At 66.7% G+C, this 14431-nt stretch carries 13 protein-coding genes and 1 pseudogene; 11 read left to right on the forward strand and 3 right to left on the reverse strand.

Going from position 1 to position 14431, the window contains the following annotated elements; genetic code table 11:
- The 4 genes from LL972_RS15090 to LL972_RS15105 form a co-directional block, all read left to right on the forward strand.
- Positions 1-937: hypothetical protein (locus LL972_RS15090; protein ID WP_228328326.1), on the forward strand; the 937-nt coding region annotated here is incomplete at its 5' end.
- A gap of 299 nt (positions 938-1236) precedes the next feature.
- Entirely contained in the window at positions 1237-1851 is a 615-nt protein-coding gene (locus LL972_RS15095; protein ID WP_228328283.1) for a phosphodiester glycosidase family protein, read from the forward strand.
- Positions 1848-2627, forward strand: coding sequence for an exodeoxyribonuclease III (gene xth / locus LL972_RS15100; RefSeq protein WP_228328284.1), 780 nt, complete (start codon positions 1848-1850; stop codon positions 2625-2627). Before LL972_RS15095 ends, xth begins: the two co-directional genes overlap by 4 nt.
- Positions 2624-3061 (forward strand): GFA family protein, encoded by a 438-nt coding sequence (locus LL972_RS15105; protein WP_228328285.1) that lies wholly within the window; start codon positions 2624-2626, stop codon positions 3059-3061. Before xth ends, LL972_RS15105 begins: the two co-directional genes overlap by 4 nt.
- 58 nt (positions 3062-3119) lie before the next feature.
- On the opposite strand, the gene LL972_RS15110 is transcribed toward LL972_RS15105, so the two are convergent.
- Entirely contained in the window at positions 3120-3371 is a 252-nt protein-coding gene (locus LL972_RS15110; protein WP_228328286.1) for a GlsB/YeaQ/YmgE family stress response membrane protein, read from the reverse strand.
- 126 nt (positions 3372-3497) lie between these two features.
- On the opposite strand from LL972_RS15110, the gene LL972_RS15115 reads away from it, so the two are divergent.
- Positions 3498-4094, forward strand: a complete 597-nt coding sequence (locus LL972_RS15115) for a 4'-phosphopantetheinyl transferase family protein (protein ID WP_228328287.1) — start codon at positions 3498-3500, stop codon at positions 4092-4094.
- A 108-nt stretch (positions 4095-4202) separates the two neighbouring features.
- Here the strand turns inward: LL972_RS15115 and LL972_RS15120 are convergent, their stop codons facing one another.
- Entirely contained in the window at positions 4203-5789 is a 1587-nt protein-coding gene (locus LL972_RS15120) for an alkaline phosphatase D family protein (protein WP_228328288.1), read from the reverse strand.
- A gap of 257 nt (positions 5790-6046) precedes the next feature.
- Positions 6047-7675 (reverse strand): alkaline phosphatase D family protein, encoded by a 1629-nt coding sequence (locus tag LL972_RS15125; RefSeq protein WP_228328289.1) that lies wholly within the window; start codon positions 7673-7675, stop codon positions 6047-6049.
- Between the two features lie 130 nt (positions 7676-7805).
- Between LL972_RS15125 and LL972_RS21805 the strand changes: the two are divergent.
- The 6 genes and pseudogenes from LL972_RS21805 to LL972_RS15150 all read left to right on the forward strand — a co-directional run.
- Positions 7806-7985: pseudogene (locus LL972_RS21805) on the forward strand (hypothetical protein); the annotation flags it as partial.
- Positions 7986-8067: 82 nt separating this feature from the next.
- Positions 8068-8709 carry a 16S rRNA (guanine(527)-N(7))-methyltransferase RsmG gene (gene rsmG / locus LL972_RS15130; protein ID WP_228328290.1) on the forward strand — a complete coding sequence of 214 codons (642 nt, stop codon included), beginning with the start codon at positions 8068-8070 and terminating at the stop codon, positions 8707-8709.
- A gap of 140 nt (positions 8710-8849) precedes the next feature.
- Positions 8850-10664: a DUF885 domain-containing protein gene (locus LL972_RS15135; protein ID WP_228328291.1), complete on the forward strand. Its 1815-nt coding sequence runs from the start codon at positions 8850-8852 to the stop codon at positions 10662-10664.
- Between the two features lie 423 nt (positions 10665-11087).
- Positions 11088-11471 (forward strand): hypothetical protein, encoded by a 384-nt coding sequence (locus LL972_RS15140; protein WP_228328292.1) that lies wholly within the window; start codon positions 11088-11090, stop codon positions 11469-11471.
- 55 nt (positions 11472-11526) lie between these two features.
- The gene (locus LL972_RS15145) at positions 11527-12798 is read left to right on the forward strand and encodes a TolC family protein (protein WP_228328293.1); all 1272 of its coding nucleotides are present in this window, start codon (positions 11527-11529) and stop codon (positions 12796-12798) included.
- A gap of 200 nt (positions 12799-12998) precedes the next feature.
- Positions 12999-14270: an efflux RND transporter periplasmic adaptor subunit gene (locus LL972_RS15150; RefSeq protein WP_228328294.1), complete on the forward strand. Its 1272-nt coding sequence runs from the start codon at positions 12999-13001 to the stop codon at positions 14268-14270.
- Positions 14271-14431 lie beyond the last annotated feature (161 nt).

Raw genomic sequence — 14431 nt, forward strand, 5'->3', positions numbered from 1 at the left:
GCCTTCAGGTGGGGCCATTGTCCAACCGCAGCGTCGCAGATCCTGCAACTACCGGCTGAGGAATGGGGCTAATCAAGAAACGTTGAGAGTCATCCGCGCGAAAGAGACATCCAGAACATATAAAAAGGTTACGAACGTTGTAGGCATCATCGACACTCTTGAACCCGGTCCGGGTGAAATGATTCAACGCGATTGGACTGCCGAACCGATGGTGCGTTGTTCTGATAGCGTTGTCCGACGCTATCCGAGTCCAGGATGGGAGCCGAGTCCAAATTACCTGAGCCAAATTTCAGAGGGATGGATTTATAGTGCACCGTCGGATCGGGTAACTCAACGTTTTGGTGCGTTGGGGGTGACAGATGACAACCAGCGGGCATTCATGGTGGCTGGCCATCCGGTCAGTCCGATAAGTATTGATGATTTCGAGGCATATGCACTGCCAAATGGTAAGTTCATGGTGCCACAACCTGGGTTTACTGATTGCTCCTCTGCATGCGAATTAATGATGAGGCTTGACCATCAGGAAATTTCAGTTGTCGGCAATAGCGGCCGCCTGTTCATGGGGGCGCGCAGGTCTATGTCGGAGATTGCGTCATCTTTGAGGGCAAAGACCGGAATGGAGCCGGTATCGCTTCAGTACAAAAACATCAGCTATAAAAGAATTCTGTGGGGAGGTTTGCATGAAGCACGGAAGGGCGCGTTGCGTGACATTGGGAAAAAGATCGATGAAATGGGTCCTTGCATATTCTCTGCAGCCGGGCATGTTGTAATGCTTGATGGCGTGAGGGAGGGCAAAGAAAATTTTTACTTGAGCATAAGGGAGCCATTTCATGGGGAAGTTTTGGAGTTTAAAGATACAAGAAAGTTCTTTTTTAGAGATAGGAAAGATGCGAATGATGTAGTTGATTTTGAGGCCATTTTTCTGAAGCAACCCTAGGGTCCGTCATCAATTGTCGGGACAGGCGATGCTTGATTCACAATGCGACAGCTTCTTCAACCTGTCACGTGAGAACGAAAGCTTCGCTGTTGGTCAATATGTGGTCCCGCCAACACTGCGAGACGGTCTGAACCAACTGTCGGACAGCGGTGATGGTCTGCACGCCGCTGGACGCACCATCGGTACCGGCCCATGCCCTCATGCTGTCGTAATTAGTGGCCCCTGAGAAATCCTAATCGGCCGGAACAGCAGCCCGGTGGTCGATGCCACCGGCCTGCCGTTCGATGGCGGGCAGTTGTTTGAAGGCATTCGTGCCGGCAGCCGGGCGGGGCGTCACCGCCGAAGGCTTGGCCATCGACGACGGCCATCTCGATTCGGCCGCCGCCACCGGCAATGCGCGCGTTGATGCCGCTTTTTGCGTGAGCGCGCGCAACGCCGTGGGCATCGTGCGCGGCAGCTGCCCGTCCGGCCCGCGCATCGGTGTGGGCGCCGGCCCGCTGCTGTTGCGCGACGGCAAGCGCCAACCGCGCGAAGCCAGCCGCGCCGACCACTACGACGGCGCCGAACCGCGCAGTGCGCTGGGCCTGGATCGCGCGCGCAGGACGCTGTGGATGGTGGTGGCCGCCAGCCGCAGCCGGGCTATAGCGTCGGCATCACCCCTGGACGCACTGACCGCGGTGCTGCAGCAGCTTGGCGCCACGTCTGCCATCAACCTGGACGGCGGCGGCTCCAGCACCCTGGCCGCGCGGGTGGACGGGCGCGTGCGCACACTCAATCGCCCCATCCACACACCGGCATCCCGGGGCGCGAACGCCCGGTCGCCAACCAGCTCGGGGGACGCATCGCGCCGCGGCCCTGAGCGCACGCGGGCGGCGCGGTACCATTGGCGGTTTGAACCACGGTCCGCGCCATGAAGATTGCCTCCTGGAACGTCAACTCGCTCAACGTGCGCCTGCCGCACCTGCAACAGTGGCTGGCGGACTTCGCGCCGGACGTCGTGGGCATCCAGGAAACCAAGCTGGAAGACCACAAATTCCCGGATGCGGCCCTGGCCGCGCTGGGCTACCGCAGCGTGTTCTGCGGGCAGAAGACCTACAACGGCGTGGCGATCCTGTCGCGCTCGCCGGCGCTGGAGGTGCAGATGGGCATTCCTGGCTTCGATGACGTGCAGCAGCGCGTGATCGCCGCCACCGTCGATGGCGTGCGCATCGTCAATCTGTATGTTGTCAACGGCCAGGACGTGGGCACCGACAAATATGCCTACAAGCTGCGCTGGCTAGCCGCCGTGCACGACTGGCTGGCGCAGGAACTGCAACGCCATCCGCAGCTGGTGGTGCTGGGCGACTTCAACATCGCCCCGGACGCGCGCGACGTGCATGATCCGGCAGTGTGGAACGAGCACCACATCCTCACCTCCACCGCCGAGCGCGCCGCGTTGGAACAGCTGCTGGCGCTGGGCCTGCACGATGCCTTTCGTCTGCATCACGACGCCGCCGAGCAGTTCAGCTGGTGGGATTACCGCCAGGCCGGATTCCGCCGCAATCTGGGCCTGCGCATCGATCTGACCCTGGTCTCGGACGCCTTGCGCGCCCGCGCGGTGGAAGCGGGCATCGACCGCGAGCCGCGCACCTGGGAGCGCCCCAGCGACCATGCGCCGGCCTGGGTGCGACTGGCCGAGGCCGACGCATGAGCGAGCGGCATCTGCGGCGTAGCACGCACAAGGTCGGTGAGGTCACCCTGGGCCCGGTGCATCGGCTGAGCTGTCACTGCGGCGCGGTGCAGATCGATCTGGATCTGCCGCACGGGCTGCTCGATCCGCGCCGTTGCGACTGTTCGATGTGTCGCCGCCGCGGCGCCATCGTCGCCTCGGTCACGCTCGATGGCCTGCATGTGTTGCAGGGCGAAGACGTGCTGCGGCTGTATCAGTTCAACACGCATACCGCGGCGCATTATTTCTGCGGCGTGTGCGGCATCTATACCCATCATCGGCGGCGCTCCAATCCTGACGAATACGGCTATAACGTCGGTTGCCTGGAAGGCGTCAATCCCTATGCGTTGAACATCGCCGTGCCGGTGGAAGACGGGGTCCACCATCCGGCCGATCGGGTTGCGGTCGATGGCTGAAACGGCAACGCCCGGGCAAGCCCGGGCGTTGGATGCTGCAGCGTTGCGTGTGCGTCGTTTAGCGTACGCGGCCACGTGTAAACAGGTTGACGATGGCCAGCAGGATCACCGCACCGACCAGCGACCACACGAAGGTCCACAGGGTGATGGCCTGATTGATGCCGCCACCGAACAGGAACCCGGCAATCAGTGCGCCGATGATGCCGACCACGATATTGAGGATGATGCCCTGCTGCGCATCGCGACGCATGATGATGCTGGCCAGCCAACCCACGATGCCGCCGACGATCAACCAGATGATGATGCCCATGTTGCCGAACTCCTCATTCGATTGCACCGGAAGTAGTGCATGGACGCCATTCAACGCAGACAGGCGTGAAGTGACTGTCGAGCGCGATCACACGCCGATGCGACCGTTGTGCTTGGTGCACGCAGCGTGACAGCGCACGCAAGCTGGCACATCGGACCGGTGCAACTGTGGCTGCGTCCGCACCGGCATGGCGAGCGCGGCGAGCCACAGGCGCGCGAGCTGCTGGGCCAGGCGCTCGCGTTGGAACCTGCCCGGGTACCGCTGCTGCGTGACGCGCGCGGGCGCCCTTCGCTGCAACCGGCCTTGCCTGACTGGGACACCGGCTGGAGCCATAGTGGCGACTATCTGTTGGTCGGCCTGGGCAACCGCGTGCGGCTGGGCGTGGACCTGGAACGCATCCGCGCGCGCCCGCGGCTGCTGGAGATCGCGCAGCGATTCTTTCATGCCGACGAAATCGCACTGCTGGCCGGGCTGGAGCCGGGCGCGCAGCAGGCGCTGTTTTTCCGCCTGTGGTGCGCCAAGGAAGCGCTGCTCAAGGCGTACGGGCATGGTCTGTCGTTCGGCCTGCATCGGCTCGCCTACGCAGTGGCACCCGACGGCGCACTGCAGTTGCAGTGGTGCGACCCGGCGCTTGGCCAGGCCGCGCGATGGCAGTTGCACGAGTGGTGGGCCGCGCCGGACTGCCGCGCTGCACTGGCGTTCCATCCATTGCCGGCCGAATAGGCGCGGCGATCAACGCACTGCATCTCTGCACCGCAGCAGCGCGTTGTCTTGATCGGGATGCAGCACGTACGGGCCGTGGATCTGTGCCGCAGCGGCCCGACCGACGTCTCAGGCACGTTCCGGCCGCGCCGCGGCATGCGGCAGGATCGGCTGACGAAACTGCGCCACCCCATCCAGATCGCGCAAGGTCACCGTCAGCACGCCGGTGCGTGCATCGATCTCCACTTCGCCAAAGAATTGAAATCCTGCCAGCGGCGACAGGTTCGGCGCCGGCGGGGCTTTCTGAAAGATCACTGTCGGCCCGAACGTGGCGTCCAGCGCATTCGGGCCGAAGCTGCCGGCATTGAGCGGGCCGGCCACGAATTCCCAGAACGGCTCGAACTGCTGGAACGCCGCGCGATCCGGGTGGTAGTAATGCGCAGCGCAATAATGCACATCGGCGGTCAGCCACAGCGTGTTGCGAATGCGCGCTGCGCTGATGAAACGCAGCAGCGCGGCAATCTCCTGTTCGCGCCCACGCGGCACGCCCGGATCGCCGTTGGCGATCGCCTCCCAGCGCGCGCGGCCCGCTGCGTCCTGCCCATCGGGGACCTGCAGGCCGATCGGCATGTCGGCGGCGATCACCTTCCATTGCGCGCGTGAACCGGCCAGTTCGCGCTGCAGCCAGGCCAGCTGCTGCGTACCGAGAAATGCCGCGTCCGCGCCCGGCTGCGGTTGCAGGTTGTCGCTGTTGGCGCCGCGATAGCTGCGCATGTCCAGCACGAACACATCCAGCAGCGGGCCGTAACTGATCTTGCGGTAGATGCGACCGTCGCCATCGGCACGCACGCCGCGCATCGGTGCGTATTCCAGAAATGCCTGGCGCGCACGACCGGCCAGCATCCGGATATCACGCACCTGATAGCGCGCGTCCAGCTGCTTGCCGGGCGACCAGTTGTTGGTGGTTTCGTGATCGTCCCATTGCCAGAGTTGTGCGACCTCGGCATTGAAGCGGCGCACATGCTCATCGAGCAGGTTGTAGCGGTAATTGCCGCGGAATTCGTCCAGCGTTTCGGCGACCTTGCTCTTGGCCGCGGTGGTGAGGTTGCGCCAGCGCTTGCCTTCTTCGACGACCAACTCGGCCGGGACGGGGCTGTCGGCGTAGATGGTGTCGCCGCTGTGCAGGAAGAAATCCGGATTGCGCTCGCGCATCGCGCTGTAGATGCGCATGCCGCCGATCTCCGGATTGATGCCGAAGCCCTGGCCGACGGTATCGCCGCTCCAGACAAAGCGCACATCGCCACGCGCCTGCGGCGCACTGCGCAGATGGCCGTGCACCGGTGCGCTCAAGACGCCGTTGTCGGCATCTTCGAAGCGCACCCGATAGAAGATGTCCTGATCGCGCGGCAATGCGCCCATATCCACCCGCGCAGTGAAATCGTGCGCCGGCAAGGCCACCGGCCCATCCACGCGACGCGCCTGCCGCAGGCTCGGGCGCGTATCCCATTCCACCCGTAGCCGCGCCGGCCGATCGCAGCGGCTCCACAGCATGGCCCGGCCATCCACGACATCGCCGCTCTGCACCCCATCGGTGATCAGCGGCCGCCCGGACGGCGCAGCCAGGCTGCGCGTGGACCAACCGGCCGTGGCCGGCAGCAACAGGCCGGCACCCAAACCTTGCAACACGCGGCGGCGGGCGGGATCGGCGGTGGGCATGGCATCCTCGATGCGTCTGGCAGCGGGCATCCAGATATAGCGCCGCTGTCTTACCGGGGCGTGTCCATGGCGCTGCATGAAGCGCCCGGGCTGTGGTGATGGATGCAGTCACAGTTGTGCGGCACGCACAGCAAGAAGTGCGCGGCAAAGTCATGCAAAGCGGTTCACGCGCGCTGCGACGGTTGCGGAGATCGGCGAACGCAAGCTGGTTGATTGGTGCATGAAGTCGCCCCCACACGCGTCAGCAGAGCGCAGACTCACGCCTCCACCGCCCCCGCCTTGCCGTCTTCGACCACAAAGCGCTTCACCGTCGAGACCGTGGCATCGCGGTCGCGGCGGTCGGAGATACCTTGCAGGCGGGTTTCCATCCGCCCCGGCGTCAGCGTCACCGAGACATAGCCGCGGGTTTCGCCTTCGGCGTAGTGCACATGCGGATTGAGCGCCATGGTGGCGTGCAGTTCGGCGTTGCTCTGGCCGTCGGAGGTGATCGAGGTGCCGACGAATTCGGTGGCCAGCGTCGCCGAGTCCGGGTCGGCCGGATCTTTCTTCAGATCGTTCACCCAGTACGAGTGGATGTCGCCGCCCCAGAACACCGGGTTGCGCAGCCGGGTCGTGACAATTGCGTCGAGCATGCGCGTGCGTGTGGCCGGGTAGCCGTCCCAGCCGTCGGTCCAGTGGCCGAGCACGCCGTCGCGGCCATGCTGGTTCATCGGTGCGACCAGCAGATCCTGCGCGATCACGTTCCAGCGCGCGGGCGATCGTGCGAAGGCGCCATGCAGCCAGCGCTCCTGTTCCCAGCCGAGCATGCTGCGGCGCGGGTCAGTGCGTTCGCGGCAGCTGTCGTCCACCACGTGGCCGCCGCGCCAGCCGTTGGCCTGCGGGCAGGGTTGTTCGCTGCGGTACTGGCGCCCGTCGAGCACGTAGAAACGCGCCAGCTGGCCGTAGTCCAGCGCCCGGTAGATGCGCATGTCGGCGCCATGCGGGCGGCTGCGTGCGCGCAATGGGAAATGTTCGTAAAAGGCACGGTAGGCGGCCGCGCGCCGGGCCAGGAAGGTGTCGACCGCAATCGACGGGTCCTGTGACCAGCGATTGGCGTAATCGTTCTGTACCTCGTGGTCGTCCCAGGTTGCGACGCAGGCGCTGCCGGCGTGCAGCGCCTGCAGGTCGGGGTCGGTGCGATACAGCGCATAGCGGTTGCGGTAGCCGGCCAGGTCCAGGCACTCGCCGCTGCCGTGCGGGCGCACGATCTTGTTCGCCGCCTCGCCGCGGTTGCTGTACTCGTAGATGTAATCGCCGAGGAAGAACACCAGGTCCGGCTGTTCGGCGGCCAGGTGGCGGTAGGCGCTGAAATAGCCCAGCTCCCAGTGCGAGCACGACACAAAGCCCAGTCGCGCCGCATCCGGTAGGTGATGCGGCGCCGGCAACGTGCGCGCGCTACCGATGGCGCTACGTGCGCCCAGCGCCTGGAAGCAGTACCAGTACGGGCGATCGGCGGCCAGGCCGGCGACCTCCACATGCACCGCATGGCCCCAGGCCGGGCTGGCGACGGTCTGGCCCTGGCGCACGATGCGGCGCATGCCCGGGTCGCTGGCCACCTGCCAGCGCACCTGCACCGGGGCGCTCAGTCCGCCCCGTCCATCCGGCTCCAGCGGGTGTGGTGCCAGCCGCGTCCAGATGACAAAGCCGTCGGCCAGCGGGTCGCCAGCGGCCACGCCCAGGGTGAACGGGTCAGGGCTGCCGCCGGCACGCGCGAACGGGCTGAGCAGTCCGGCGGCCGCCAGCCCGGCGCCGGCAACGAGAAGACGGCGGCGGCCGTGATCCACGGCGGCAGGTGCATTGTCGGGGGCAGGCAAGGGCGATGCGGACAACGGGTCGATCAAGGACATGGGCACACAGGCGATCTGGCGAACGCGACCATAGTGCGACGGGCGGATGTCCGTTGGATGGCAGCGGCACTGCGGGCGCTGCCGGCGCAGGCTCGCGCGCACCATCGACCATCGACCATCGACCATCGACCATCGACCATCGACCGACGACCGACGACCGACGGCAGAGGGCGGACACGGGAGTACCGCAGCGGCGGTTGATCCTGCCCACAGCGATGCGCATGTGCCGGTGCAGCCGCGGCTGTCGTGGCTGCAGGTCCTGCGGCATCGCCAGGCCTGGACGTTTGTGCTGGGCAGGTTGAAGTACGACGGCTTCCTGCCCACGCGCCGCGCATCGCCACCATGCGCGGTACACGTGCACCTGCACGCCGGCCAGCTGCGATAATCGCGGCATGAACGATGCCGCACTTGCCCCCGATGTAGCCGCCGCACTGGCGCATGGCCTGCAGGCCCAATCCCTGGATGCGGACTTTGCCGCGCCGTTGTTGCGCTATCTGACGCTGCTGGTGCGTTGGAACAAGACCTACAACCTCACCGCCGTGCGCGACCCGCGCGAGATGGTCACCCGCCATCTGCTCGATTCGCTGGCCATGCAGCCCTACATCGCCAGCGGCACGCTGGCCGACCTGGGCACCGGCCCTGGCCTGCCCGGCATCCCGCTGGCGATCACCCGCCCGCAGCTGCAGGTGACCCTGGTGGAAAGCAACGGCAAGAAGGCGCGCTTCATGCGCGAGGCGCTGCGCCAGCTGGCGCTGGGCAACGCACGCGTGGCCGAATCGCGCGCCGAAGCGCTGGACGAACCGGCCGCCTACGACCACCTCACCGCGCGGGCGCTGGATACGCTGGCCGGCATCATTGACGTCGGCGGCCACCTGCTGCGCCCGGGCGGCAGCCTGCTGGCGATGAAGGGCATCTACCCGCACGACGAGATCGCCGCGCTGCCCCCCGGCTGGACGGTAGCCGAGGTACATCCGCTGCAGGTGCCCGGCCTGGAGGGCGAGCGGCATCTGGTGGTGGTGCGCAAGGCAGGCTGAAACGGCCGGCCTGCCCGGCCGCGCGCATTCACTCCCCAGATCCCCAATCCCCAATCCCCGCGCTGGGACTTCCGGCCCATGGCAGCTCACCCGCGTGCTGCCATCATGGGGCGGTCGATCCAGAAGCAGGCTTTCCGTACGTGACCTCTCCGCTGACCGTTGCACTCGCACTCGCCCTGCTGGGCACCTCGTTCGTCGCCTCTGCCCAGGCCGCCACGCCGCCGGCTCCGGCCACGCTGACCGCCGAGCGCCCCGTCGATGCGCGCTTCCGCGCCATCTACGAAAAAGAATGGAGCTGGCGCCAGGCCGAGACCGGCCAGGCTGACGAAGACAGCGACACCACCGGCGACAACACCCATCTGCCCGATGTCGGCCCGGCCGCGCAGCAGGCGCGCCTGGCGGTATGGGACGGCGTGCTCAAGCAGCTCGACGGCATCGACCCGAAACAGCTCTCGCCCAGCAATCAGGTCAACTACGCCATCTACCGCCCGCAGGTGGAAAACCTCGCCGCCGAAGTGCGCCTGCGCCTGTACGAGATGCCGTTCAACTCGGACAGCTCGTTCTGGTCCAACCTGGGCTTCATGGCGCAGCGGCCGATGAAAACCGCCGCCGAGTACCGCGCCTATATCGCGCGCCTCAACGATGTGCCGCGCTACTTCGACCAGCAGACCGCCAACATGCGCGCCGGCCTGGCACGCGGGTTCAGCGTGCCGCGCGCGGTGCTGGATGGCCGCGACGTTTCCATCGCCACCGTTGCCGAGGTCAAGGATCCCACCGCGTCCAGCTTCTACGCGCCGTTCAAGCAGCTGCCGGCGCAGATCCCCGCCGCCGAACAGGCACAGTTGCGCGAGCAGGCCAAGGCCGCGCTGAGCAATGCAGTGCTGCCGGCCTACAGCAAGCTGCTGAGCTTTTTCCGCGACGAGTACATGCCCAAGGCGCGCACCACGCTGGCGGCCGAAGCGCTGCCCGACGGCAAGGCGTTCTATCGCCAGCAGATCCGCGAATACACCACGCTTGACCTGACCCCGGAGCAGATCCACAAGATCGGCCTGGACGAGGTGGCGCGCATCCAGGCGCAGATGGACGCGATCATCCGGCAGGTCGGTTTCAAGGGCAGCTTCGCGCAGTTCCTGACCTTCCTGCGCACCGATCCGCAGTTCTACGCCAAGACCCCGCAGGAGTTGCTCGATCGCGCCGCGTGGATTTCCAAGCGGGTGGACGGGCAGGTCGGCAGGTTCATCGGCACGCTGCCGCGCGGGCGCTTCACCATCAAGCCGGTGCCGGACGATATCGCCCCGTTCTGGACCGCCGGCCGCGGTGGCGCCACCACCTACTGGGTCAACACCTACAACCTGCCATCGCGGCCGTTGTACAACCTGCCGGCGCTGACCCTGCACGAGTCCTCGCCCGGGCATTCGCTGCAGGGCTCGCTGGCGCTGGAGCAGGGCGACCAACCGGCGTTCCGCCGCGAAAACTACATCTCCGCCTACGGCGAAGGCTGGGCGCTGTACACCGAAAAGCTCGGCCAGGAAATGGGCATCTACGAGACCCCGTACGAGGAGTTTGGCCGGCTCACCTATGAGATGTGGCGCGCCTGCCGGCTGGTGATCGACACCGGCGTGCACCACGACAGCTGGAGCCGTGCGCAGGCGCTGGCCTACCTGCGCGACCGCACCGCGCTGAGCGAGCACGAGGTCACCACCGAGGTGGACCGCTACATCTCCTGGCCCGGACAGGCGCTGAGCTACAAGCTGGGCGAGATCAGCATCGTCAAGCTGCGCGCCGAGGCTGAGAAAGAACTGGGCGACCGCTTCGACATCAAGGCCTTCCACGACGCGGTGCTGAAGCAGGGGTCGGTGACCTTGCCGGTGCTGGAGCAGCAGGTGCGCGCCTTCATCGCCGAGAGCAAGGCGCGCCCGGCCGATGCCAAGTCGACCCGCAACGCGGCGCCGTGATGCCCTGGTGCATTTGGAGCGGCTGACAGCACCATCTTTAGTGCGGCTGGTCTGTGGTTTGGCTGCAGGGCCCTTGCCCGCCCACCATCGCAGGACACGCTGCAAGTACGTCCTTGTAAGCTCTTACGCGGCATCCATGCCGCGTAAGGTCCCGCGACGGTGAGCGGGCAAGGACCAGTCGAGTTGGTCTGTGTGCATGGCTTTAAAAAAGCCGCCGAAAAACTCTCTGGTGCGGTGTCCTCGCCGATTGCGGGACCGTGTGGCGGCATGGATGCCGCCACCGAGCCTCCAGGGATGGATTCACGGCGTGTCCCGCAAGCGTCGAGGGCACCGCGCCCTCGACGCACTAAGCTTTTGACCTGAGCTTCCGACTAAACCGTGCATGCGATTGTGTAACTCCCCCGGCCCCGATACGCTGCGCCCATGTTGCTTCGCCGCGCCCGCCTATTGCACCCGTTGCTGCGCCTGATGGCGTTGGCGGTGCTGGTCATGGGCGTACTGGTCGCACCGGTGGCCTGTGCCCTGGGCGATGTGCATGCACTGGCCCACGACCAGGCGCATCTGGAAGACACCGCGCCGCACGGGCATGACGGCGCGGAAGAGCGCGATGCCGGCGAGCGTGACGGCGCCGGTCTGCTGCATGCGCTGATGCACAGCGGCTATTGCCACGGGCATAGCCCGGCCATGCTGTCGGCGTTGGCCTGGGGCCCGCTGCCTGCCTGCGCGCAGGTGCAGCCAGTCACGCTGCCGATCGCCTACCGCTCGCAGCTGAGCGAGACCGGATTGCGTCCCCCGATCGCGGCCTGATGCATCGCCGGCAGCTGCCGGCCTGTCCATCGATCCCGATTCCGGAGACACCCTCATGTGGTTGCGACTGACGGCACTGGCCGTCTTCGCGGTCGTACCGTGCGCCATGGCGCAGGACGCACCGCCCAAACCCGTGCTGACCCTGGACGACGCCATCGCGCGCGTCGCCCGGCAGCACCCCGACCTGCGTCTGGCCGATGGCCAACGCGCGGTCCTCACCGCCGACGCCGAGCGCGACGCGCTGCGTCCGCCGTTGCGCATCGGCGCCGAACTGGAAAACGTGTTCGGCACCGGCCCGACCCGCGCGCTGGACCAGGCCGAACTCACCGTCACCCTGGCCGGGGTGCTGGAACGCGGCGGCAAGCTGGACGCACGCCGCACCCTGGCCCAGGCACGCATCGACGCACTGGCCCCGCAACGTGCGCTGGCGCGCCTGGATGTGCTGGCCGAAGTGGCGCGGCGCTATCTGGCCATCGGCATGGCTGCGCAGCGGCAGGCAGTTGCGCTGGAAACGCTGGCGCAGCGGCAGCGCACCGTCAGTGCCGCGCGCCAGCGGCTGCAGGCTGGAGCCTCGCCTGAATCGGTGCTGCTGACCGCTCAGGCCCTGCAGGCGCGCGCGGAGCTGGAGCGCGACCGCGCGCAGCAGGAGCTGCTGGCCGCGCGCCGCCAGCTGGCGGTGTTGTGGGGGCAGCGCACGCCGGACTTCGGCGAGGTCACCGGCGACCCGCTGCAGTTGCCGGCGATTCCCGACTTCGAGGTGCTGGCACAACTGCTCGATGCCACTCCCGAACTGGCGCGCTTGAACGGCGAGCAGCGCGTGCGCGAGGCGCGGGTGCGGCTGGCACGCAGCCAGGCGCGTCCGGATCTGGACTGGCAGGTGGGCGTGCGGCGGCTCGAAGCCAACGACGCCACCGCGGTGCTCGGCAGCGTTTCGCTGGCCCTGGGCAGCGCCGCACGCGCACAACCGGAGATCCGCGCCGCCGAAGCGGAGCTGTTGTTGCTGGACATCGAACGCCAATCGCAGGCGCTGGTGCTCTACACCACGCTGGCCGACGCGCATGGCCGCTACCGCGCCGCACAGCTGGAAGTGACGCGGATGCGCAGCGATGTGCTGCCCGCACTTGCGCGGGCCGATGCCGCCGCCGAGCGCGCCTACCGGGCCGGCGCCACCAGTTATCTGGACTGGGCGCAGTTGCAGGCGCAGCGCAGCGATGCACGCCAGCAGCAGCTGGCGGCGGCGCTGGAAGCGCAGACCGCATTGATCGAGATCCAGCGCCTGACCGGGCAGCCGTTCGTGGCCGACAGCACTGCGCAGGTGGGGCCATGAGCGCTACCTCCGCTGTGCGGTTTCGCCACGCCTGCCTGCGTCCGCCTGGATCTGCTGCACCTGTATGGGTTTCGACGCTTGCAACCGCATCGGCATCCAGCAGTCCCCAAGTGCTGCTCGCGCCTACCGCGGATCCAGCACAGACCTTCTTCGTTCGTTCGCCCGACGCACTGCGCCGGCGCCAACCAGGACCAATTTCGATGAAAAGTTTTTTGATTGTGCCGCTTGTGCTGGCGCTGCTGCTGAGCGGCTGCGGCGGCAACAGCGGCAACAGCGAAGAAGCCCATGACCATGCAACGCCCGGTGCCGAGGGCGAGGCCGACGCACATGGCGAAGACGCCGAAAAAGGCGCGCACGGTGGGCGCCTGCTCAGCCAGGACGGCGACAGCGTGGAGCTGGCGATTGCCGAAGACGGCACGCCGCCGACGTATCAAGCCTGGCTGTACCGCGACGGCAAGCCATTGCCGCCCAGCGCCGGTACTGTCGAAGTGCGCTTGACCCGGCTCGGTGGCGTCCACGAAGTGCATCGATTGCGCGCGCGCGACGACGGCAGCCTGTTGGCCGACAGCACAGTCGGCGAGCCGCATTCGTTCGACGTGGAAGTGCGCGCCACCGTGCAGGGCAAGCCGCGTCGCTGGGCCTATCCCAGCTATGAAGGCCGCACCACCATCGCGGCGAAGATCGCGCAGGATGCCGGCATCCGGGTCGCGCCGGTCGGTCCCGGCAGCATCGCCGACCAGCATGAAGTGCAGGGCCTGCTGACGCCGGCAGAAGGTGCGCAGGCGCAGGCCACTGCGCGCTTTCCCGGGCCGGTGCGCAGCCTGCGCGTCAACGTCGGCGACCAGGTGCGCGCCGGCCAGGTGCTGGCCACGGTGGAGAGCAATCTGAGCCTGACCACGTATCCGGTCAGTGCGCCGATCAGCGGCACCGTGCTTGCCCGCAATGCCAGCCTGGGCAGCAACGCCAGCGAAGGCCAGGCGCTGTTCGAGATCGCCGACCTGTCGAGCCTGTGGGTGGATCTGCACATCTTCGGCGCCGATGCCGGGCACATCACTGCCGGCGCACCGGTGACGGTGACGCGCATCAGCGATGGCGTGGTGGCGCAGACCACATTGGAACGCGTGTTGCCGGGCACGGCGACGGCGAGTCAGAGCACGGTGGCGCGCGCGGTGCTGCGCAACAGCGATGGCTTATGGCGGCCGGGCTCGGCGGTCAAGGCGCGGGTGACGGTGGCGCAGCAGCCAGCGGCGATGGTGGTGCCGGTGGGGGCCTTGCAGCAGTTTCGCGACTGGGAGGCGGTGTTCGTACGGGTGGGGGATGTGTACGAGGTGCGGCCGGTGACACTGGGCGCGCGCGATGCGCAGCAGGTGCAGGTGGTGTCGGGTCTGGCGTTGGGGGATGCGGTGGTGGTGGAGCAGAGCTATCTGGTCAAGGCCGACATCGAAAAGTCGGGGGCGTCGCATGATCATTGATCGCTGCGTGTCCGGTTTGCGTCTGCCTCGACCGCAAGCGCGTGCGTGCGAACAGCTTTTCCATTCTTCTGTGAAACGTTTTTTACGTCATCCACGCACTCACGGCGCAGGCGATTACGTCAGCAACGGCGTGAGAATCTGCGCTGCGAAGGTCGGATGTG

It is taken from the genome of Xanthomonas campestris pv. asclepiadis (assembly GCF_020784175.1).
Lineage (GTDB): Bacteria > Pseudomonadota > Gammaproteobacteria > Xanthomonadales > Xanthomonadaceae > Xanthomonas > Xanthomonas campestris_D.

Coding starts and splice junctions, on each gene's coding strand:
- LL972_RS15120 (WP_228328288.1), bottom strand. CDS start 5,789: ATGCCCACCGCCGATCCCGCCCGCCGCCGCGTGTTGCAAGGTTTGGGT.
- LL972_RS15110 (WP_228328286.1), bottom strand. CDS start 3,371: ATGGGCATCATCATCTGGTTGATCGTCGGCGGCATCGTGGGTTGGCTG.
- LL972_RS15125 (WP_228328289.1), bottom strand. CDS start 7,675: ATGTCCTTGATCGACCCGTTGTCCGCATCGCCCTTGCCTGCCCCCGAC.
- LL972_RS15105 (WP_228328285.1), top strand. CDS start 2,624: ATGAGCGAGCGGCATCTGCGGCGTAGCACGCACAAGGTCGGTGAGGTC.
- LL972_RS15145 (WP_228328293.1), top strand. CDS start 11,527: ATGTGGTTGCGACTGACGGCACTGGCCGTCTTCGCGGTCGTACCGTGC.
- xth (WP_228328284.1), top strand. CDS start 1,848: ATGAAGATTGCCTCCTGGAACGTCAACTCGCTCAACGTGCGCCTGCCG.
- rsmG (WP_228328290.1), top strand. CDS start 8,068: ATGAACGATGCCGCACTTGCCCCCGATGTAGCCGCCGCACTGGCGCAT.
- LL972_RS15140 (WP_228328292.1), top strand. CDS start 11,088: ATGTTGCTTCGCCGCGCCCGCCTATTGCACCCGTTGCTGCGCCTGATG.
- LL972_RS15150 (WP_228328294.1), top strand. CDS start 12,999: ATGAAAAGTTTTTTGATTGTGCCGCTTGTGCTGGCGCTGCTGCTGAGC.